At 55.7% G+C, this 19,904-nt stretch carries 21 protein-coding genes, 2 tRNA genes and 2 pseudogenes; 5 read left to right on the plus strand and 20 right to left on the minus strand.

Annotated features, from left to right (window positions below; translation table 11 throughout):
* Both iscB and AC13CN_RS14890 read left to right on the plus strand, forming a co-directional pair.
* A partial coding sequence (iscB, locus tag AC13CN_RS14885) for an RNA-guided endonuclease IscB (RefSeq protein WP_483053230.1) occupies positions 1-931 on the plus strand: 931 nt, incomplete at its 5' end.
* A 71-nt stretch (positions 932-1,002) separates the two neighbouring features.
* The gene (locus AC13CN_RS14890; RefSeq protein ID WP_074210313.1) at positions 1,003-1,713 is read left to right on the plus strand and encodes a 16S rRNA (uracil(1498)-N(3))-methyltransferase; all 711 of its coding nucleotides are present in this window, start codon (positions 1,003-1,005) and stop codon (positions 1,711-1,713) included.
* A gap of 12 nt (positions 1,714-1,725) precedes the next feature.
* Here the strand turns inward: AC13CN_RS14890 and rloA3 are convergent, their stop codons facing one another.
* The 11 genes and pseudogenes from rloA3 to hemH form a co-directional block, all read right to left on the minus strand.
* Positions 1,726-2,280 (minus strand): retropepsin-like aspartic peptidase RloA3, encoded by a 555-nt coding sequence (gene rloA3 / locus AC13CN_RS14895; RefSeq protein WP_054645041.1) that lies wholly within the window; start codon positions 2,278-2,280, stop codon positions 1,726-1,728.
* Between the two features lie 71 nt (positions 2,281-2,351).
* The gene (locus tag AC13CN_RS14900; protein WP_062361649.1) at positions 2,352-3,644 is read right to left on the minus strand and encodes a lytic murein transglycosylase; all 1,293 of its coding nucleotides are present in this window, start codon (positions 3,642-3,644) and stop codon (positions 2,352-2,354) included.
* Positions 3,645-3,656: 12 nt separating this feature from the next.
* A pseudogene (locus AC13CN_RS14905) lies at positions 3,657-3,830 on the minus strand (DASH family cryptochrome); the annotation flags it as partial.
* Positions 3,831-4,004: 174 nt separating this feature from the next.
* A complete protein-coding gene (mnhG, locus tag AC13CN_RS14910; protein ID WP_044628503.1) occupies positions 4,005-4,409 on the minus strand; it encodes a monovalent cation/H(+) antiporter subunit G in 405 nt (134 codons plus the stop codon).
* Positions 4,402-4,671 carry an MrpF/PhaF family protein gene (locus AC13CN_RS14915; RefSeq protein ID WP_044628502.1) on the minus strand — a complete coding sequence of 90 codons (270 nt, stop codon included), beginning with the start codon at positions 4,669-4,671 and terminating at the stop codon, positions 4,402-4,404. The genes mnhG and AC13CN_RS14915 overlap by 8 nt, the downstream gene beginning before the upstream one ends.
* Positions 4,671-5,144: a Na+/H+ antiporter subunit E gene (locus AC13CN_RS14920; RefSeq protein WP_044628501.1), complete on the minus strand. Its 474-nt coding sequence runs from the start codon at positions 5,142-5,144 to the stop codon at positions 4,671-4,673. Before AC13CN_RS14920 ends, AC13CN_RS14915 begins: the two co-directional genes overlap by 1 nt.
* The gene (locus AC13CN_RS14925) at positions 5,141-6,742 is read right to left on the minus strand and encodes a Na+/H+ antiporter subunit D (RefSeq protein WP_228219745.1); all 1,602 of its coding nucleotides are present in this window, start codon (positions 6,740-6,742) and stop codon (positions 5,141-5,143) included. The genes AC13CN_RS14920 and AC13CN_RS14925 overlap by 4 nt, the downstream gene beginning before the upstream one ends.
* On the minus strand, positions 6,739-7,086 hold the full coding sequence (locus AC13CN_RS14930) for a Na+/H+ antiporter subunit C (protein ID WP_044628499.1): 348 nt from the start codon (positions 7,084-7,086) through the stop codon (positions 6,739-6,741). The genes AC13CN_RS14925 and AC13CN_RS14930 overlap by 4 nt, the downstream gene beginning before the upstream one ends.
* A 33-nt stretch (positions 7,087-7,119) precedes the next feature.
* The gene (locus tag AC13CN_RS14935) at positions 7,120-7,551 is read right to left on the minus strand and encodes a Na+/H+ antiporter subunit B (protein WP_044628498.1); all 432 of its coding nucleotides are present in this window, start codon (positions 7,549-7,551) and stop codon (positions 7,120-7,122) included.
* The gene (locus AC13CN_RS14940; RefSeq protein WP_228219744.1) at positions 7,544-9,892 is read right to left on the minus strand and encodes a putative monovalent cation/H+ antiporter subunit A; all 2,349 of its coding nucleotides are present in this window, start codon (positions 9,890-9,892) and stop codon (positions 7,544-7,546) included. Before AC13CN_RS14940 ends, AC13CN_RS14935 begins: the two co-directional genes overlap by 8 nt.
* A 200-nt stretch (positions 9,893-10,092) precedes the next feature.
* Positions 10,093-11,172 (minus strand): ferrochelatase, encoded by a 1,080-nt coding sequence (gene hemH, locus AC13CN_RS14945; protein ID WP_044628496.1) that lies wholly within the window; start codon positions 11,170-11,172, stop codon positions 10,093-10,095.
* A 73-nt stretch (positions 11,173-11,245) separates the two neighbouring features.
* Between hemH and AC13CN_RS14950 the strand changes: the two are divergent.
* Positions 11,246-11,421, plus strand: a pseudogene (locus tag AC13CN_RS14950) (DCC1-like thiol-disulfide oxidoreductase family protein); the annotation flags it as partial.
* Between the two features lie 25 nt (positions 11,422-11,446).
* On the opposite strand, the gene AC13CN_RS14955 reads toward AC13CN_RS14950, so the two are convergent.
* The 9 genes from AC13CN_RS14955 to rnr form a co-directional block, all read right to left on the minus strand.
* Positions 11,447-11,749, minus strand: a complete 303-nt coding sequence (locus AC13CN_RS14955; protein ID WP_044628495.1) for a DUF6482 family protein — start codon at positions 11,747-11,749, stop codon at positions 11,447-11,449.
* 139 nt (positions 11,750-11,888) lie between these two features.
* Positions 11,889-12,182: a hypothetical protein gene (locus AC13CN_RS14960; RefSeq protein WP_172514720.1), complete on the minus strand. Its 294-nt coding sequence runs from the start codon at positions 12,180-12,182 to the stop codon at positions 11,889-11,891.
* An 82-nt stretch (positions 12,183-12,264) separates the two neighbouring features.
* Positions 12,265-13,653, minus strand: coding sequence for a replicative DNA helicase (gene dnaB, locus AC13CN_RS14965; protein WP_044628493.1), 1,389 nt, complete (start codon positions 13,651-13,653; stop codon positions 12,265-12,267).
* A 154-nt stretch (positions 13,654-13,807) separates the two neighbouring features.
* Positions 13,808-14,254 (minus strand): 50S ribosomal protein L9, encoded by a 447-nt coding sequence (rplI, locus tag AC13CN_RS14970; RefSeq protein ID WP_044628492.1) that lies wholly within the window; start codon positions 14,252-14,254, stop codon positions 13,808-13,810.
* A 15-nt stretch (positions 14,255-14,269) separates the two neighbouring features.
* Positions 14,270-15,121: a hypothetical protein gene (locus AC13CN_RS14975; protein WP_044628491.1), complete on the minus strand. Its 852-nt coding sequence runs from the start codon at positions 15,119-15,121 to the stop codon at positions 14,270-14,272.
* Between the two features lie 12 nt (positions 15,122-15,133).
* Positions 15,134-15,361, minus strand: coding sequence for a 30S ribosomal protein S18 (gene rpsR / locus AC13CN_RS14980; RefSeq protein WP_009097135.1), 228 nt, complete (start codon positions 15,359-15,361; stop codon positions 15,134-15,136).
* A 33-nt stretch (positions 15,362-15,394) separates the two neighbouring features.
* Positions 15,395-15,772, minus strand: a complete 378-nt coding sequence (gene rpsF, locus AC13CN_RS14985) for a 30S ribosomal protein S6 (RefSeq protein WP_044628490.1) — start codon at positions 15,770-15,772, stop codon at positions 15,395-15,397.
* Between the two features lie 211 nt (positions 15,773-15,983).
* Positions 15,984-16,784, minus strand: a complete 801-nt coding sequence (rlmB, locus tag AC13CN_RS14990) for a 23S rRNA (guanosine(2251)-2'-O)-methyltransferase RlmB (protein WP_074210309.1) — start codon at positions 16,782-16,784, stop codon at positions 15,984-15,986.
* A gap of 2 nt (positions 16,785-16,786) precedes the next feature.
* A complete protein-coding gene (gene rnr, locus AC13CN_RS14995; RefSeq protein ID WP_074210308.1) occupies positions 16,787-19,171 on the minus strand; it encodes a ribonuclease R in 2,385 nt (794 codons plus the stop codon).
* Positions 19,172-19,441: 270 nt separating this feature from the next.
* Here rnr and AC13CN_RS15000 point away from each other — a divergent pair.
* Positions 19,442-19,528: transfer RNA gene (locus AC13CN_RS15000), tRNA-Leu, on the plus strand.
* Between the two features lie 99 nt (positions 19,529-19,627).
* Positions 19,628-19,714: transfer RNA gene (locus AC13CN_RS15005), tRNA-Leu, on the plus strand.
* Positions 19,715-19,904: the final 190 nt, after the last annotated feature.

Below are 19,904 nucleotides of genomic sequence, written 5' to 3' on the forward strand. Positions count from 1 at the left end.
TCGTTTGGCTCCTGTAACAGCCATCAGCCAAGAGTTGGTGCGCTTTGATACGCAGAAGCTGGATAACCCAGAGATCAGCGGTGTGGAGTACCAGCAAGGCACCTTGCTGGGCTACGAAGTACGCGAGTACCTGCTGGAAAAGTGGGGGCGTGAGTGTGCCTACTGTGGCACCGGCGACACGCCGCTGGAGATCGAGCATGTGGTGCCGCGCTCACGCGGCGGCTCGAATCGTGTCAGCAATTTGACGCTGAGTTGCCATCCCTGTAATGCCGAGAAAGATAGCCAGACACTGACCGATTTTTTCGCCACCAACAAAGGCCTGAAAAAGCGCCTCAAGGCTAACGGCTTATCAGCTGACGCACAGCTGGAACGTGTGCAGCGCCAGCTCAAGCAACCGATGCGCGATGCCAGTGCGGTCAATGCGACCCGCTGGGCGCTGTTCTCCGCGCTCAAAACCACGGATTTACCGGTCGCCGTGAGCAGCGGTGGCCGCACCAAATACAACCGACAGCGCCTCAACATCCCCAAGACGCATGCCCTGGACGCCGCTTGTGTCGGAGCTTTTGGTAAGCTGCATGACTGGACAGTGCCGACACTGACGATCAAGGCGATGGGGCGCGGCAGCTACCAGCGCACGCGCTTAACGAAACACGGGTTTCCGCGTGGCTATCTAATGCGGCAGAAGCAGGTGCACGGCTTTCAAACCGGCGACATGGTGCGTGCGATAGTACCCACCGGTAAGAAGGCCGGTACCCATACGGGGCGTGTCGCGATACGCAAAACCGGCAGTTTCAACATTCAGACCGAACAGGGGGCCGTGCAAGGCATCTCGCACAAATACTGCACCGTGATTCAACGCGGTGATGGCTACGGCTATTACATCACACCCTTCACCAACCTAACAGGAGGAGCGGGACAGGCGGTGGCGTAACCCAGTCGCCCTGCGGGCGACGCGCTATTCCTCCCGGCACTAAAAGTACCGGGTATCCCGCGCAAAATCAGATGAATTTGATACTGCTAGACCCGAGCGAGGTCGATGGTCACCACGCTCGTATTACCGATGCGCGCCGCCTGACCCATCTGCATGAAGTACACCGCGCTAACGAAGGCGATCGCTTAACCGTGGGTATTCAAGGCGGCGCTATGGGTAAGGCCACGCTAACGGAGCTCAACAAAACGCAGGCTCTGTTTGCGCTGGAAGATATCAACGAACCGCCGCCGCCTGCCCTGCCCGTTCATCTTGTCCTGGCGCTGCCGCGCCCGCGTATGCTGGCACGCACGCTTGAGCACGTCACGGCGTTAGGAGTCAAAGAGATTACCCTGCTGCACACCAAGCGGGTTGAAAAGAGTTACTGGCAGTCGCCAGAACTGCGGCCAGAAAAAATTCATCAGCATTTGATACTTGGGCTAGAACAAGCGCGGGATACTCAACTGCCTAACGTGACGCTCTGCAAAGGGTTTCGTCCTTTTATGGAAGAGCAGCTACCGGCACTTCTAACAGAACGAAGAGGATTGGTTGCCCACCCAGGCATGGAGAATGCCTGCCCGCGCGGTATTGATGAGCCAACGCTATTACTGGTAGGGCCCGAAGGCGGTTTTATCCCGTGGGAAGTGGAGCAGCTACTGACGGCAGGCTGCGAGGGAATGCACCTAGGCCCTCGTATCCTGCGGGTAGAAACAGCCGTCACCGCGCTGCTGTCACGGCTGTTCTAGGTTGGATGGAAGTTACGACTGCTCGTCTTCCGGGTCGTGGGGAACGTAAGTGGCATTCTCCCCACACTCGGGTTCTTGCAGGAAGGTATTGCGCACATCCAACAAGCCGAGGTGACTGATAGTACGACGCCCCAACAGCAGTGGGTAAATCATCTCTTCTCGGTCACGCAGGCTAAACTGCTCCTCGTAGATGGTATCCCCCATGCACACGTCCATCAGCACCACCGGGCGCTCGTCACGACCCCCAGCGCCGCGCACGGTTTGCTCGCGATAGAGTGGACGCTCGATTTGGTCGCTAAAGGTGTCACCGCTCTCTTGATCTTCCAGCTTCAAACGAAAGCGCACCCACTCTTCGCCATCTTTTTCAAACATCTCGATATCACGGGCATCCAGTGATGAGGTAAGTGCGCCGCTATCCAACTTGGCCTTGACGGCAATCCCCCATGGCTCGATGTAAGCATTTTCCACCCAGCCGAAGACCTTATCCTCAGCCTGTGCGGTAGCACTGACCAACAGGGAACCAGCCAATACGCTCGCCCCCAACACCCCTAGAAATGTTTTTCCCATTGCGACTCATCCTTGGTGAGAAGTTTGCCTAGCTATCAAAGAGATTCAAACAGCGATGAAAGCGCCCTGAGCTAGCGCAACCGCTCTAACAGCGACTGGGTAGCAAAGCCATCCGGCACTAGGCCTTGGTCGCGCTGGAAGGCACGCAGCCCCGCCTGAGTATTCGGCCCCATAATGCCGTCGGCAGTGCCTACCGCGTAACCGGCGTTGTTCAAACGCTGCTGGAGCGTTCTGACATCATCACGGGTTAAAGGTGCCTCATCGCGTGGCCATGCTTGCGAAATGCCCTCTCGCCCAGCAATGGCGTCGGCTAGCGTGGCAACCGCCAGCGCATAGCTAGTGGCATTGTTGTAACGCAAGATAGCGCGGAAATTGGGGCCTACGATAAACGCGGGGCCATTCGCCCCGGCCGGTACAATCACCGCTGCACTATCGAAGGAAGGCAGGTCACCGTTCACCGCACGCACGCCTTGCGCGGCCCACTCAGCGCTGCTCTTGCGGCCGGTTTGGGCGTAATCAAAGGAGGTAGGCAGCACAACTTCGGTACCCCACGGCTGCCCGGCCTGCCAGCCCGCCCGCGCCAGATAGTTCGCGGTAGAGGCCATCACATCGGGTATGCTACCCCAAATATCGCGGCGACCATCGCCATCGCCATCCACCGCGTAGGCCTCAAAGCTGCTGGGAATAAACTGGGTATGCCCCATCGCTCCCGCCCAAGAGCCTTTCATCTGCTCTGCGGCAATGTCGCCCTGGTCAATAATACGTAGTGCTGCTAGCAGCTCCCCACGAGCAAAGTCTCGCCGACGGCCATCATAGGCCAGCGTGGCGAGGGACTCTAGCGTCGAGAAATCACCAAAGTTGCTGCCGTAATTACTCTCAACGCCCCAGATGGCCACGATGATTTCTGCTGGTACGCCATAGCGCTGCTGCATCTGCTGGGCTGTTTCACGGTGTTGCGCGTACTTCTCCTGACCATTGGTAATACGCGCGGTAGACACGGCACTATCCAAATACTGCCAAATGGCACGCACGAACTCAGGCTGGTAGCGGTCTAATTCAATCACCCGCTCGCGGTAGCGCAGGCCATCAAAGGCGGAGGCTAGCGTCGCTTCGCTAATCCCTTGGTTGGCGGCATAGCGACGAAACTCGCTTAACCACTGATTGAAGTTGGCATAGCGCACCTCTTCAGCGGCTCGTGCATCTACCTCGGTCATTAGTTGCGGGCTGGCGTGTGTGGCAGGGCTGTGGAGAGCAAGCGTCGTAGCGGCAACGAATAACAACGGGAATACAGCGGCTCGGCGAGTATTCAACGAATTGTTATGTTTCAGCGACACGGCGGGTAATGACACGGGTATTAACGGCATAGCATTCTTCTCTCAGCAATCCTTGGCGTGAGCTGGATGATGGCTCAGAAATGAGGGAGATACCACCCCTAGGCCGCTAGGGCAGAGAACAGGGGCTGGCAGCCAGTATGCCACGTAAAGCCCCTTGGAGTCGTAATGGCCCGCTTGCTTTAATACGTTGAAATACCTATCTTGGCGCGGGTCGCGGAGTCGCTGCCACGCCACGCCGTAATACATGGACACAACATCTTATACAGTACAATTATTGTACATAAATTGACATAACAGTTTTTCAGAATAGCGTCTCTATTTCGGGTTTTTTAGGCATAAAAAAAGCCACAACGAGGTGGCTTAAAGAAGTCGTTGGTAGTGCTCGTCGCGCTAATCTGGGTCGGTGTTACGCGGGTGTCGCTTGGCGTTTTCCTGGGTTTCCATGCCGCTTTTAAGCTCATGGGTAAGCGGGTCGTAGTTAGGACGCAATTCATCTTTCACCGTGCCGCTCCACAGCCTTGAGCCTACGAAGTATCCGGCCCTCCCGATCACGTGGGCGGCAATCGGCGCAGTGATTAAGATAAACACAATAATGGCAAACGAGCGTGCCACTACGCCCACTTCAGCAAAATGCATGGCCGATGCCAGCATGATTAAAATCACCCCGAGCGCCGCCGCCTTGGTGGTGGCGTGCATACGCGTCAGCAAGTCAGGCAAGCGAAGTAAACCAACGGCGGCTAACAGCATAAAACTAGACCCTGTTAGCAGCATGGCCCCTTTAATTACATCAATCATCCCGCGGCCCTCCACGTTCTAAAAAGCGCGCAAAGCCAATGGCGGCTAAAAAGCCCATCAGCGCAATCACGATCGCGGCGTCCAAGAAGCTCGAGACGCCCGATTGAATCGCATACACACCGACCAACCCCACGACTGTTGTCGAGAACAGTTCTAGGGCCACTACGCGATCTGGCAGACTAGGTCCGCGCACCACGCGAACGAAGGTCAGCACGAGCGCCAAGCCCATGATCACCTGACTAATTAAAATCACGGTTTCCATTAACGAAATAACTCCAGTGCCCTGTGTTCCATCTCTTTCAAATTGCGTCGAAGCTCCTCTTCGTCGTCCAGGAACATCGCATGGATATACAACACTTTACGGTCATCGGACACGTCTAGGCTCAGGGTACCCGGTGTGAGCGAAATCAAATTCGCCACCAGGGTGATCTCCATTTCGGTGCGTGCCGACAGCGGTAAGGCAATGACCCCCGGCTGCATGTGCCAAGGCGGCGTCAGGATATCGAATGCCACGCGTAAGTTGGCCTGAACCAACTCTTTGATGAAAAAACCGAGAAAGCCGATGAAGCGCGGCACACGAGCAGGATAGCCTTTCAACCCATCGACTTGAGGCTCAATCAGCAGCAACGCGATATAGCCAAAAATCATCCCCACCAACAAATTCAACCCGGAGAAGTCGCCGCTCAGCAGCACCCAGGCCAAACCAAGCAAGAGGTTCCAAATGGCGCCGGTCATGGTGTTTCCTCCAAGCGGTCATCGACACGTTCGGCCTGTATCTCAATGGGATCCAGTAGCGCTGCTTCCGCACTTGCGGAGGCACCGAGTACCGCTTCGATATAGCCTGAGGGCGTCATCAATTGATCGCCTATTTGGTTCATCACCAGCATGATGGGTTCGGCAAACACGCCAATAAGCAGGGACATCATGGCCAGCACCACGACAGGCAGATACATCATCCATAGGCTGGGCTTCAGTAACCGGCCATCATCGCCTGTCGGTGTCGGTGTTTCGGGCACCTGGTTTTCTTCAGGTAGCGCCTTCCAGAACACTTCGTTCCAGATCTTCACCATGGAGTAGAGCGTCATCAAACCCACGGCCAGGGCGATGCCGGTCGCCACGTAAGCCTTTGCCTCAAAGCCTGCGCGCACCAGCACGAATTTGGCAAAGAAACCCGACAGCGGCGGAATACCCGCCAGAGAGAAGGCGCTAATAAAGAACGCCACGGCCAGCCAAGGGCGTTCACGATATAGCCCGCCCATCTTTTTAAGCTGGTAAGTGCCCTGTAGGCGGTGGGTAATCCCGCTAATTAAGAACAGGTTCGTCTTCACAATGATGTTGTGCATGATGGCAAACACACCGCCTGCAATCGCCAGTGGTGTATAGAGCGCCAGCCCCAGGATCATATAGCCAATCTGGCTGACGATATGAAACGAGAGGATACGCCGGAATTCATACTGGGCGGCCGCCCCCAGCACGCCGGTCACCATAGTGAGAACGGCCCCCCACAGCATGATGTCCTGTAGGTAGCCCATGGTCTGATCGAAGATTAGCGTAAATACCCGGAACAGTGAGTAAACGCCCACTTTGGTTAACAGGCCTGCAAACAGTGCGGATACCGCCACCGGAGGCGTGTGATAAGAAGCAGGTAGCCAGAAAAACAGCGGAAACGCAGCGGCTTTGATACCAAAGGCCACCATAAACATCACCGCAAGCACTTCGACCATGCCGCTGTGCTCGGCTTCATCCATGCGCAGCGCGATATCGGCCATATTGAGTGAACCCACCGTGCCGTAAAGCAGGCCTACCGCAGTGAGAAAAATGACCGATGCCAGCAGATTGAGCGTCACATACTTGATGGCGCCCTCCATCTGCGCGCGCTCGCCTCCCAGCGTCAGGAGCGCAAACGAAGCCACCAGCATGACTTCAAACCAGACATAGAGGTTGAAGATATCGCCCGTTAAAAAAGCACCCGCCACACCCGCCAACAGCAGATGCATAAGGGGGTAGTAGCCAAATCTTTCATGCCCCCGGCCGGTGGTCGCCAGGGAGTAGATCCCCATGGCCAAGCCAATGATCCCGGTGAGCAGAATCATCACAGCGCTGAGCATGTCAGCGACGAGCGTTATCCCAAACGGTGCTGGCCAGCTGCCCATTTGAATGGTGATGTAGCCATCTTCTAAGACCGCAACGAACAGCCACAGGCTGACGACAAATAGTACCACGTTGCCAGCCACGGCAATAAAGCGCTGCATGGGCCGCGAGCGCCAAAACATCAGCGAAATGGCCCCGGAAAGCAGCGGCAGCAAAACGGGAAGTGCGACTTCAGGCCTCACGTGTCGGTATCCTTCATCTTGTCTAAATCATCTGCCTTAACGATTTCGTAGGCCCGGCGGATCAATACCACCGCAAACGCCAATACCCCAAAGGCAATCACGATAGCGGTAAGCACCACCGCTTGAGGCAGTGGGTCAGCGACATCGCCCAAAGGCTGCATCATCCCTTCAGGAATCAGCGGCGGTGCGCCACGAGTCATACCGGCGGTAGTAAAAATCAGCAGGTTGGCGGCATTAGAGAGTAGCATCAAGCCAATCACGAGTTTGACGATAGAGCGGCGTAGCATCATAAAAATAGCGGTGGCGTATAACAGGCCAATCGCCAGTGCCATTAACGGTTCCATGGGCGGCCTCCTGCAAACAGCGGGTTGGGTAACTTATGGCTCATCCTTATCCACCTCCATTAATGCCATGACCATGCCCATCACCGACCCCAACACCGCCAGATACACTCCGATATCAAAAATCAGCGGCGTAGACGCTTTAAAGTCGATCACCGGAATCGTCCACCACTGAGCAGTCAGAAAAGGCTGCCCCATGAACCAAGCGGGCACTACCGAGATCATCCCAAAAAAGAGTCCTGCGCCGATCAAGTCTCGCGGGTCGACCATGCGCAGCACCTCTTTGGTGGCACTGACCCCGAAGGCAAACAGGTAAAGAGTGAACGCCCCAGCTGCTACCAATCCGGCAATAAAGCCGCCGCCCGGTTCGTCATGGCCACGCAGCAGCAGAAAAACCGAGAACATCAGTTGCAGTGGCATCAGGAACCGCGCTGCCGTATTCAGAATAATCGTGCCTGATTTAACCATCGTAGGGCTCCTTCACGCTGGCTTTGTCGCTATCCGCCGCTTTGCCTTCTGTCTCCCCATGACGCAGCTTTAGCATCGCAATCACACCAATCGCGGCTAACGCTAAAACAAACATCTCGCCGAGCGTATCGAGGGCACGATAATCCACCAAAATGACGTTGACGATATTGCGACCATAGGCAAGCGGCGCGCTGTTTTCCACCATATAGGTAGAGATCGATTCAAACTGGTCGATACTCCAAGCGGTTATGATCAGCAAGAAGATTAACACCCCCATGGTGGCCGCAACGGCCCCATCACGGATGCGCTCAAGATTGGTGGAGAGATTTGAAAAACGCGGCAATCTGAAAAGTACCAATACCAGCAGGATCACCGTCATGGTTTCTACCAGCAGTTGGGTAATCCCCAAATCTGGCGCGCTAAACAGAATAAAGATCAGCGCGATAGAGAAGCCCATAATGCCCACCGATACCACGGCGCCTAAGCGGGAGCGTGAAATTGTGGCAAACAGCGCCCCCATTGCCATGGTGCCCACCACAATGACTTCATGGAAACGCACGTCTAGGGAGAGCGCCAGCTGCGGAGAGTGGCGCAGCAGTATTGAGTTGCCAATCAGCGCGATCAGCACTACCAGCATGACCAGGATGTAATTGCGCATATAGCCGTTTTGCAGCAGGCGTGTCTGCCATTCAGAGAAGCGCACGACGCCATTCATCAAGCCTTCGTACCCCGCCTCGGGGCCATGACGCATCACCGGTGCCAACCTGGCTAACTGGGCGCGTACGCTGTCCCACCGCTTGAACAGCAAAAAGCCGAGGATCAAGCTCACCACCGACATAATCAGCGCCACGTTGACGCCGTACCACAGCGACAGCGAGACCGGCAGCGTCTCCCCCGCCACCGCCGTTGCTGCCGAGGTCAAGAGCGCATCGGCCCCTAGCACAGCAGGGGCCAAGCCAAGCGCGAGCGACCCGAATGCCAATAGGCCTGGGCCTATCAGCATACTCAACGGCGCCTCATGGGGTGTTTGGGGTGTTTCATGGCGTGCGCCGTAGAATGGCCGTAGCGCAATAATCGCCGCCACCGCAATGGTCAAGATGGCTGCCAGGAAAGCAAACAGCACCAGCAACAGTTGAATGCGCTCGGCGCCTAACGCTGCCTCCAGCATGAGTTCCTTACCGATAAAGCCAAACAGCGGCGGCACCCCTGCCAAGGAGAGCGCCGCCACAAAAGCGATTACCGCCGTGACAGGCATAACGCTTCGTAATCCGCCCATGGCGGTGACGTCTTTGGTGCCGGTTTCATGGTCAAGGATGCCCGCCACCATAAACAGCGCCCCTTTATACATGGAGTGGGCGAGCAGAAAGGTGACAAAAGCGGTCATGGCGTATTCGGAGCCAATCCCCAGCAGCATAGTGAGCGTTCCCAGCGCCATAATGGTGGAGTAGGCCAGCAGCTTTTTGATATTGGTATGGTGAATGGCTAAGAAGGCACCCGTCAGCATGGTGGTCGCCCCCACCACTGAGAGTATTGTCACCCACATGGCCGTGCCACCCAGCTCAGGCTGAAGGCGTGCCAGCAGGTAAATCCCCGCTTTCACCATGGTAGCGGAGTGCAGGTAGGCCGACACAGGGGTCGGCGCCGCCATAGCGTTAGGCAACCAGAAGTGGAATGGGAACTGCGCCGACTTGGTAAAGGCTCCTAGCAATAAGCAGATCAGCATAGGGGCATAAAGCGCATGCTGGCGCAGGTCATCGTCTGACTGCAAAATCTCACTCAGAGACCAGCTGCCGCTGGCGATACCCAATAGCACCAAACCTGCCATTAACGCCAAGCCACCAGCAACCGTCACAAAAAGCCCCTGACGAGCGGATTTGCGTGCTTCAATATCAGTATGGTTAAAGCCAATCAGCAGGTACGAGGTGATGCTGGTCAGCTCCCAGAAAATAAACAGCGTCAGCAGGCCGTCCGCTAACACAAGCCCCAGCATAGAGGCCATAAAGGCGACGAGGGCGAGGTGAAAACGGGCAATATCTTGGTGGCCTTTTAAATAGCCACCCGCATACACCAGGACACAGGTGCCAATCACCGTAATCAGCAAGCCAAACAGCAGAGAAAGGCCATCCAGTAAAAAGCTAAGGCTAATGCCTAGCGAAGGCACCCACGACCACTCAAGTAACTGAGGCCCGTCACTCAACACCAGGGGCGCTTGACTAAAAAGCCAACCAGCCAGCAACGCCGGAAACAGCGCAAGCAGCAGGCTTGTTCGCTCCCCAAACCAACGGTTGAGCAGCGGTGAAGACGCTGCCAACACGAAGCCCATTAACACGGCAAATTGCATCCGGCGCTTTCTCCCTAGTGACGTTCATTCATCCCAATAAGCCGCCTATACAGATGCACAAGCCGCTTAAACGTTGAATAAGTGTGATTTTATATGCACAAACCTTATACTAGCGTTTCTCACATTTCTAGAAAAGACGGCCCCAATAAAAAACCGCCTAACGTAATACGCTAGACGGTTTTTATAGCAAATACGCGACTTTACGGTGTCGACAACCAGCCAGAGAGCTCGTTATTGACCACTGCTAACAGTGCATCTATATGGTCATCGCGGTCATTCAAACAGGGGATATAGCTAAAGGTTTCGCCACCCGCTTCCATAAAGCTGTCGTGGATCTCCTCTTTGATCTCCTCAAGGGTTTCCACACAATCAGAAGAGAATGCTGGCGAAAGAATCGCAATATGCTTATGCCCCTGCTTGGCCAGCTCGGCAACGTGCTCCACTGTTTGCGGGCCAACCCACTTCTCGGGGCCAAACTGCGACTGAAAGGCGGTATCCACCTCCTCCTTGCTTAAGCCCAGCTTCTCACGCAGCAGCCGTGTGGTTTTCTGGCATTGGCAGTGGTAGGGGTCGCCTTCCATTAAATAACGCTCAGGCACCCCGTGATAGCTGGCAACTAACTTGGTCGGGCGGCTCTCAAACCCGTCATAAGCTTCCTGTACCGAATTCGCCAGCGCCTGGATATAGGCAGGATGCTCAAAATAAGCGGGCACGGTGCGAATATAGGGCTGCCACTTCATCTTCATCAGCGTGCGAAACGCCTGATCATTCGCCGTCGCGGTGGTGGGCGAGCCGTATTGCGGGTAAAGCGGGAAGAACACAATGCGCTCGCAGCCCTTCTCTTTCATACGCTTTAGCACGCTATCGGTGGAAGGGTTGCCGTAGCGCATGCAGAAATCAACTTCTACATCATCGCCATACAACGCCTTTAAGCGCTCGGTCATTTTTTCCGTTTGGGCACGCGTGATGGTTAGCAGCGGGCTTTCATTCTTCTCATTATTCCAAATACTTTTATACGCATGGCCAGATGAAAAAGGCCGCTTGGTGAGAATGATCAGCTGCAGCAGCGGCTGCCATTTCCAACCGGCGTAATCCACAACCCGTTTATCGGATAAGAACTCGCTGAGATAGCGGCGCATGGACCAGTAGTCGGTGGCATCGGGTGTTCCCAGGTTGGCCAGAACTACGCCCACCTTGGCGCGGGGAACCGCAGGGTGACTGCTGGGCGCATGAGTTAAACGCCCCTCACCGGGTTGATCCTTTACAACGCTATCTGCCATCTCGCTCACTCCTTAGGTGCAGTACATAATGGGCAAAATCTTAACACTTTTCGGCAAAGTCGCGGCATAATCAGGGAGATGGTTTATCGGCATGGACGCCAGCCGGGCGGGCCCTGTATGCGGTGTTGGGCTACCGGCGGCTGGTAAGACTTTCTTGCTTACCGGGCCTGCGAAGCATGATGGATGCAGGCTACCGTTTTTTTTGCCCGACGCCGTATCCGGCTGGGGCTGTGGTGGGAAAAGCGTTAGGTTAAACCGTTACGTTAACCAGTGATTAAAAAACTAGCGGCATACGCGAGGTCAGTGGCGAGCTGTAATGGGCGTCGTGACCAATCACTTCATCCTGCGGCACATGTTGCACCAGGTAAGCGCGATGGATGCCTGCACGTTTTAGCTCCAGATAAACGTCATCTAATGAACGGAACAGCATCGGCTTATTACGTTGCATCAGCATATGGCGTTCGCCTTCTACATCTTCTAGCTCTACTTGGTAGAAGCGGCTTCCCGAATGGGTAATCACCCGAATCTCAAAGTTGTCGTGACTCGCGACGAACTGTTTGAGCGCTTTCAGTTCCATGGCTCCCTCCTGTTATTGGTCATCGTCATGGAGCACAGCATGACGCGGCCCCATGACAATAATATTACCTTGGCACTAACTGCCTAAGAGGGCAATAACAGAAAAGAGTTCCTGACCAATTCGTCAACTTATGGTCGATTTACTGATACTCGGACGGGTCAATCGCCTTACCCAGCGAGTTGCGGTCAATCCAATTACCGCCTTTGGTCTCTTTGTACCGAAACACTACTTTGTCGCCGACCGCGACGGGAAGCTCAGTATCTTCCGTTTGGTAGCTGTACTTCTCTCCCTCCACTACCAGAAAGTAGCGATAAAGGTCGGGCATGCCCAGCCACTCTTTAAAAGGCCCCTCGCGCTCTAGCGACTGGAGTTCACCGCGGCCTTCCAACTTAGGAAGACGTTTGCGGTTACCGCGCCTAAAACCACCTGCCATTTGTTACTCCTGTCTATCTATCTGCTCGAGGCGAACTGCTCATGAGGGTGCGCATTATACGTTCTCCCCCATGACGCTCAAGTTAATCGCCAAACGCTTCGCCGTAGCTGTCGGGTGCCAAGTCCTCGAAGCGCGTGTACTTGCCTATGAAGGCCATGTGGACGGTGCCAATCGGCCCGTTACGCTGCTTACCAATGATCAGCTCCGCAATACCCTGGTTATCCGGGTTGTCCGGGTTATACACCTCATCTCGGTATACGAAGGCAATGACGTCAGCATCCTGCTCGATCGCTCCCGATTCCCTCAAATCCGACATCACGGGGCGCTTGTTGGGGCGCTGCTCAAGGGAGCGGTTGAGCTGCGAAAGCGCCACAACCGGGCAGTTGAACTCCTTTGCCAAACCTTTCAAAGAGCGGGAGATCTCGGAGATCTCGCCGGTACGGTTTTCGGAGAAGCCGGGTATCTGCATTAGCTGCAGGTAGTCGATCATGATGAGCGCCATATTACCGTGCTCGCGTACCACGCGGCGCAGGCGTGAGCGCATTTCATTGGGCGAGAGCGCGGCGGTATCATCAATAAACAACTGTTTATCTTTCAGCAGGTTCACTGCCGAGGTGAGGCGCGGCCAGTCTTCATCCTCTAACTGCCCCGAACGTACCCGCGTTTGGTCAATGCGCCCCAGTGAAGAGAGCATACGCAGCATCAGCGATTCGGCGGGCATCTCCATGGAGAACACCATCACCGGCTTGTCGCTAGAGATGACCGCGTGCTCGACCAAGTTCATGGCGAAAGTCGTCTTGCCCATCGAGGGGCGCCCGGCGATGATCACCAAGTCCGAGGGCTGCAGGCCGGAGGTCATTTCATCCAGGTCACGGAAGCCGGTCGATAGCCCGGTCATCTCGCCTTTGAGGTTGAAGAGCTCATCGATACGGTCGACCGCTTTGGTAAGCAGGTCGCTCATACCAATGGGGCCACCGGTTTTGGGGCGCTCTTCGGCAATTTGAAACACTAGCCGCTCGGCTTCGTTTAACAGCTCATCGGCGGGCCGCCCTTGCGGAGAGAACGCCCCTTCAGCAATTTGATTGGCTGCCCGAATCAGCTTACGCAGCGTGGCGCGTTCGCGAACAATATCTGCATAGGCGCGAATGTTGCTGGCTGAGGGTGTATTGCGGGCCAGCTCCGCCAAAAACCCGAGCCCACCTACAGTATCTAACTGGTCACGGGCTTCCAGCGCTTCGGAAAGCGTGACTACGTCTAGCGGCTGCCCTGACTCCGCTAGATGAATCATGACATTGAACACCAACCGGTGCTCATAACGATAAAAATCGTCGGCTACCAAGCGCTCAGAGACGTTGTCCCACGCCTGATTGTCCAACATAAGCCCGCCTAACACCGACTGCTCCGCCTCTAGCGAGTGCGGCGGCAGCTTAAGCGCCGCCGTTTCTTGATCAGCAGAAGGCTGGTCCTGCATAGCGAGCTCCTTAAAATAACGCATTGCCAACGGCGCTTATCTTAGCCGGGCAGCTTCCTTCGTACCACTGGCATAGCGAATCAGTAGCAGCTTAAAAAGACAAAGGGCGCGGGATATCCCGCGCCCTTAGAGGCGTTAGCGTTGGCGAGCGAGATTACTCGGCGACAACGACCACGCGTACAACGGCGTCCACTTCTGCATGCAGGTGGAGGTCGATGTCGTATTCGCCAGTTTGACGAATCGGGCCCTGCGGCATACGGACTTCGCTCTTGGCAACTTCGATGCCAGCAGAGGAGATCGCGTCGGCCAGGTCACGCGGACCGATAGAACCAAACAGTTTACCTTCATCACCCGCTTTAGAAACCAACGACAGTTCGATGTCGTTAAGCTGCTCAGCACGTGCTTGGGCTTCTGCTTTACGCTCAGCGGCTTGAGCTTCAAGCTCTGCACGCTGCGCTTCGAACGCTTCAACGTTTTCTTTGGTAGCCGGTACGGCTAAACCGTAAGGCACCAAGTAGTTACGACCATAACCAGGCTTAACAGTGACCTTGTCACCCAGGCCGCCCAGCTTACCAATGTTGTCGAGCAGAATGACTTCCATCTCGTAAACCTCTTGTCAATTGCTGCGGGCAAGGCGTGCGCGAACGTTCGCGAATGTATCAATCAGCCCCAACAGCAGCACAATGAGAATCGTGGGCCAGGTCGTGATCAGCAGCACATAAAATGCCACCAGCCACAGCCCGTTCATCCCCTTAATTCCAATAAACCCATGCACTAACGCAATACCGGCTATCAGCAGCGGAATCCAACTCAGCATGGCCAGCGCCTGCGCTCCCAGCACCATACCTGCCACCCCAAGCACTACTAAAATAGCGAGTTCTTTAGGGGCCAGGCGCAGCGCATGGAATTCTTCACGAAAGCCACCTGGGTTATAAAGCCCAGCCTGCCAGCTGCGTGCTAGCGCCAAACATGCGATGGCCGCTAACAACACAACCAACCCCGTGACGCCGCCAATGACCATGGCGGCCAGAGTCGTCGTATCGATGCCTTGGTTGGCAAACTCCGTGAGCATGCGGTCGATCTCTTGCGAGCTCTCGCGCAGCTGCTCCAGCATGAGTTCGGTGCCACCCGGCGGGCTGAAGATGCCAAGCTGCACCATGACCGCGGCCGCTAAGGTGCCAACGATCAGAGCTTCACTCCAGCGCATCCTCTCGCGCAATATGACCGCCATGAGCGAAACGAGTAGTACGCTCGCCAGCGGAATCACATCACCCTGCGCCCACCAGAAACCGGCTGGTAATGCCGCAGCGATAATGACGGGAAGCGCGGGAGCAAAGCCCTTGCGCAGCGTCACTAACGCCGCAATGGCCGCACCTAACCAAAACAGCCAGGGCACTAACGCTGCTAGCGCTGCCCCGCCTGCGGCATAGGGCGTACCACGCATCAGCCATCTTGCGAGTGCCAGCATCACGTCAAACGCTTACTGGTGGCTATCGGAGTAGGGCAGCAGTGCCAGGTAGCGTGAACGCTTGATAGCGGTCGCCAGCTGACGCTGATAGCGTGCTTTGGTGCCGGTGATACGGCTCGGAACGATCTTGCCGGTTTCGGTGATGTAAGCCTTCAGCGTGTCGAGATCTTTATAGTCGATCTGCTTGACGCCTTCAGCGGTGAAGCGGCAAAACTTACGGCGACGGAAAAAACGTGCCATGGACTAGCTCCTTAAAACGTGCGGTGGATAAAATCAGGCAGTTTCTTCAGCTTCAGCGCGCGGTTTTTCTTCGCGACGCGGACGCTTTTCTTCTGCCGGCTTCATCATCGGGGAAGCTTCGGTGATCGCTTCTTTGCAGCGAACAACCAGGCTGCGGATGATGGCGTCGTTGAAACGGAAGATGTTCTCGATTTCTTCGAGAGTCTCGCCGGTGCACTCAACGTTCATCAGCACGTAGTGGGCTTTGTGGATCTTGTTGATCGGGTAAGCCAGGTGACGACGGCCCCAATCTTCCAGGCGATGCACAGTACCAGCGTTTTCGGTAACGATGCTGGTGTAGCGCTCGACCATAGCCGGCACTTGCTCGCTCTGATCCGGGTGGACCATAAACACGATTTCGTAATGACGCATGGAATCTCCTTGCGGTTTGGCAGCTTCCGGTGTGCGTTAGGGCAAATGCCTTAACCGCGACAGGGAAGCAAGGAGTTAACTGAAATGCCCCTTCTAGGCCGCGAACAGCCGAGACAGGACATCAAGCAGAACTGTTGATCGTATAAGTCACTTACCAATACGAACGCCCGCTTATGAATAAACGGGCGCAAGCATTCTAGTGGGCTGGCCGCTAACTTGCAAGCTGCCGCTGACGAACGGCTTCAAACAAACAAATACCGGTAGCCACCGAGACATTAAGACTCGACACCTGCCCTGCCATAGGCAGCTTGGCAAGATTATCGCAGGTTTCACGGGTCAAACGGCGCATGCCCTTCCCTTCTGCCCCCATCACCAACGCGGTGGGGCCAGTCATATCAATCTCAAACACGCTGGCTTCTGCTTCACCGGCGGTACCGGTAATCCAAACGCCCGCATCTTTGAGCTTGGCCAAGGTGCGCGATAGATTCGTGACCTGATAGACCGGCACGACTTCCGCAGCACCGCAGGCGACTTTTCTGACCGTGGCATTCAAGGGTGCTGCTTTGTCTTTTGCGACAATCACGCCATGAGCCCCCGCAGCATCAGCACTACGCAGGCAGGCACCGAAGTTATGCACATCGGTGACACCATCCAGCACCAGCAGTAGCGGCGGTGTAGGCGCATGCCAGGCGCGCAACCTCAGCCATAACGACTCTTCGCCTTCCGGCGTTAATGGCGCGCAAAACGCCACCACGCCTTGGTGCGCCGCACCCTGGGTGAGCTGATCAAGCACCTCGCGAGGCTGCTCTTTAATACGCGCACCGCTTACCTGGGCATTTGCTACCACATCTTTTAGGCGGTTGCCCGCCCCCTGCTGAACCCAAAGCTCGCGCGGGGCTTCACCGCGTTCGAGCAGGCTCTCTAACGCATGAACACCATACACTTGGTCCAAGCCATCCGGCGTGCGAATGGCGGCATTACGCGGGTTACGTCGAGATGACGACGACTTCATGCTCAACCCTTTTTCGCTGATGGTTTACGCGGGCCGTTCCGGGTACGGCGCGGGCCACGACGAGTCGGCTGTTTATCGGTTGCAGCAGCGGCTTTCGGGCCGCCGCTCTCACCACGGCGCTTGCGCGGTTGGCGGCGCGGGCGTGGCTTATCGTCGGCGAGGCCAAAGTCGATTTTACGGTCATCCATATCGACACGCGCTACCTGCACGGTCAAACCGTCGCCTAAGCGATACGTAGTACCCGTGCGCTCCCCTTTTAGGCGATGCTTCTCGGCTTCGTAATGATAGTAGTCCGACGGCAGCGAGGTGACATGCACTAGGCCTTCTACATAGAAGTCGTCCAGACGAACAAACAGACCGAACTGCGTTACAGAGGCAATCGTGCCTTCGAACGTCTCCCCAAGCTTATCGGACATGAACTCACACTTAAGCCAGCTCTCGACATCGCGAGTCGCTTCATCCGCGCGTCGCTCGGTCATCGAGCAGTGCTCGCCCAGTTCCAGCATTTGCTCGAAGGTATAGGGGCACCACTTGCTCGGCGGCTCTACCGGTGCCCCTTCTACCCGCACGACCGTATTGGTCTGGCGCGGACCGCGAATGACCGAACGTATTGCGCGGTGAACCAAGAGATCGGGATAACGGCGAATCGGTGACGTGAAGTGGGCATACGCTTGGTACGCCAAACCGAAGTGCCCTTCATTTTGCGGTGAATAGACCGCCTGATTCATCGAGCGCAGCATGACCGTCTGAATGATATCGGCATCCGGTCGGTCAGCGATGGCTTCGCGTAGCGCTTGATAGTCTTGCGGCGTGGGTTCGTCGCCCCCACCCAAGGAAAGCCCCAGCTCACTCAAGAACAGGCGCAGCTTGTCTAAGCGCTCGGGCGTGGGCCGCTCATGAATACGGTAAAGCGCAGGCAGGTCATGCTTATCCAAGAAGCGCGCCGTGGCTACGTTGGCGGCCAGCATGCACTCCTCGATGAGCTTGTGAGCGTCGTTGCGGGTACGCGGCACGATTTTTTCGATCTTGCGCTCATCGTTAAAGATGATCGCTGTTTCGGTAGTATCGAAATCGATCGCTCCGCGCTCTTCCCGAGCAGAGCGCAGCAGGCCATACAGCTCGTGCAGGTTTTTGAGCGGCTTGACTAATTCCGCATGCTCACGACGCAGCGCCTCACCCTCTTCGCTCTCGCCATCCAACATCGCCGCCACCTTGTTATAGGTCAGGCGAGCATGGGAGTTCATCACGGCTTCATAGAACGAGTAGCGGCTAATGGCGCCGGTTTTGGAGATATTCATCTCACACACCATCACCAGGCGGTCGACATGCGGATTCAGCGAACAGAGGCCATTGGAGAGCAGCTCCGGCAACATCGGGACGACTTGACCGGGGAAGTAAACCGAGTTCCCACGCGTACGCGCTTCATCATCCAGCGCAGTGCCGGGTCGAACATAGTGCGACACATCGGCAATCGCTACCAGCAGCTTCCAACTACCGGATTTGGTCTTCCAAGCGCAGACAGCATCGTCGAAGTCTTTGGCAGATTCGTCATCAATGGTGACAAGCGGAATGTCACGCAGATCGACGCGATGCTTTTTATCCTCCTCCAAGACCTCGGCAGAGATTTCGCTGGTTTGATCCAGCACCTCTGGCGGAAACTCGGCGGGGATGTCATAGCTGCGAATGGCAATGTCGATCTCCATGCCAGGATCCATACGCTCACCCAGCACTTCGATGACTTCACCCACCGGCTGCACCCGCGTGGCGGGCTGCTGCACGATCTTGGCCGAAATGACCTGGCCGTCTTTGGCACCCCCACAGGCGGCATGTGGGATGATCACTTCTTGCGTAATACGCGGGTTTTCAGGAATCAGCACGCCAAATTCCGGCGTGTTACTACGGTATACACCGACAATGGTTTGAGTATTGCGGGCAATCACATCGACAATGGTCGCTTCGTCACGACCGCGACGGTCACGACCACTAATGCGTACCAGCACGTGGTCCCCGTGAAATACACGCCGCATTTGACGAGGCGGCAGGACGAGATCTGGCTTTTTGCCATCATCTCTGAGTACGAAGCCAAAACCATCGCGATGCCCAAGCACCTTACCTTTAATCAGGTCGAGCTTATCGATCAGCGCGTAAGCACCTCGTCGATCACGCAGCACTTGCCCGTCGCGCTCCATAGCGGCCAGGCGCCGACGCACGGCTTCTAGGTGGTCTTCATCTTCAATGCCCAGCATTCTACTCATGTTTTCATGAGTAATCGGTTTACCGTAGCTTTCTAAGGCAGCCAGTAGATATTCGCGGCTGGGCGCAGGATTATCGTACTTTTGCGCCTCGCGCTCGGCGTGCGGATCATCACTCAACGTCCAGTACTTCATGCGATCAACATCCTTGGTGGCGTTTGCGGGAGGCGGACAGTTAGCGCAGGCGTGGTGCACTGCGGGTGGGAGTTGTCTTCGACGGCGTTAGCGCCGTTGTCAGCTGCTAATAAGCTGAAGCATGTCATGTTTTGTTTGGTCATAGGCGCAGTATAGCGCTGCCCGCTCAATCACCCAACCACCTAACACCGCATTAATGCGATTTCAGTATTAAAAAAAGCGCCTTGGGGCTTGCATTTAACCACGGCCTCGGTATCATACGCGCCACTTGCCCAGATGGCGGAATTGGTAGACGCGCTAGCTTCAGGTGCTAGTGACCGTATGGTCGTGGAGGTTCAAGTCCTCTTCTGGGCACCAAACCACTTCATGTTATCCCCTTTTCATGAAGTGGTAAGGTGCAGCGGCAAGTATGATGTAGATGTAAAAGCAAGATGTGAAAGCAGTTAGTTTGTATTCGCCCAGGTGGCGGAATTGGTAGACGCGCTAGCTTCAGGTGCTAGTGTCCGTATGGACGTGGAGGTTCAAGTCCTCTCCTGGGCACCATTTTATGGTCCCGTCCGCATCGCTCTTTATCTTCCTCATAGATATTCAATAAATACCTCGCTCAGAGTTATTCTTAATAGAGAACCATCTTTGTATGGCGCTTTTTTGCGTCTTATCTTCATGACTGCGATTGCACCCTACCGCCTTAACTTACTTGCCAAACATGTCAAGCGGGCGAAACATTAATGCG

It is taken from the genome of Vreelandella sp. L-25 (assembly GCF_056857535.1).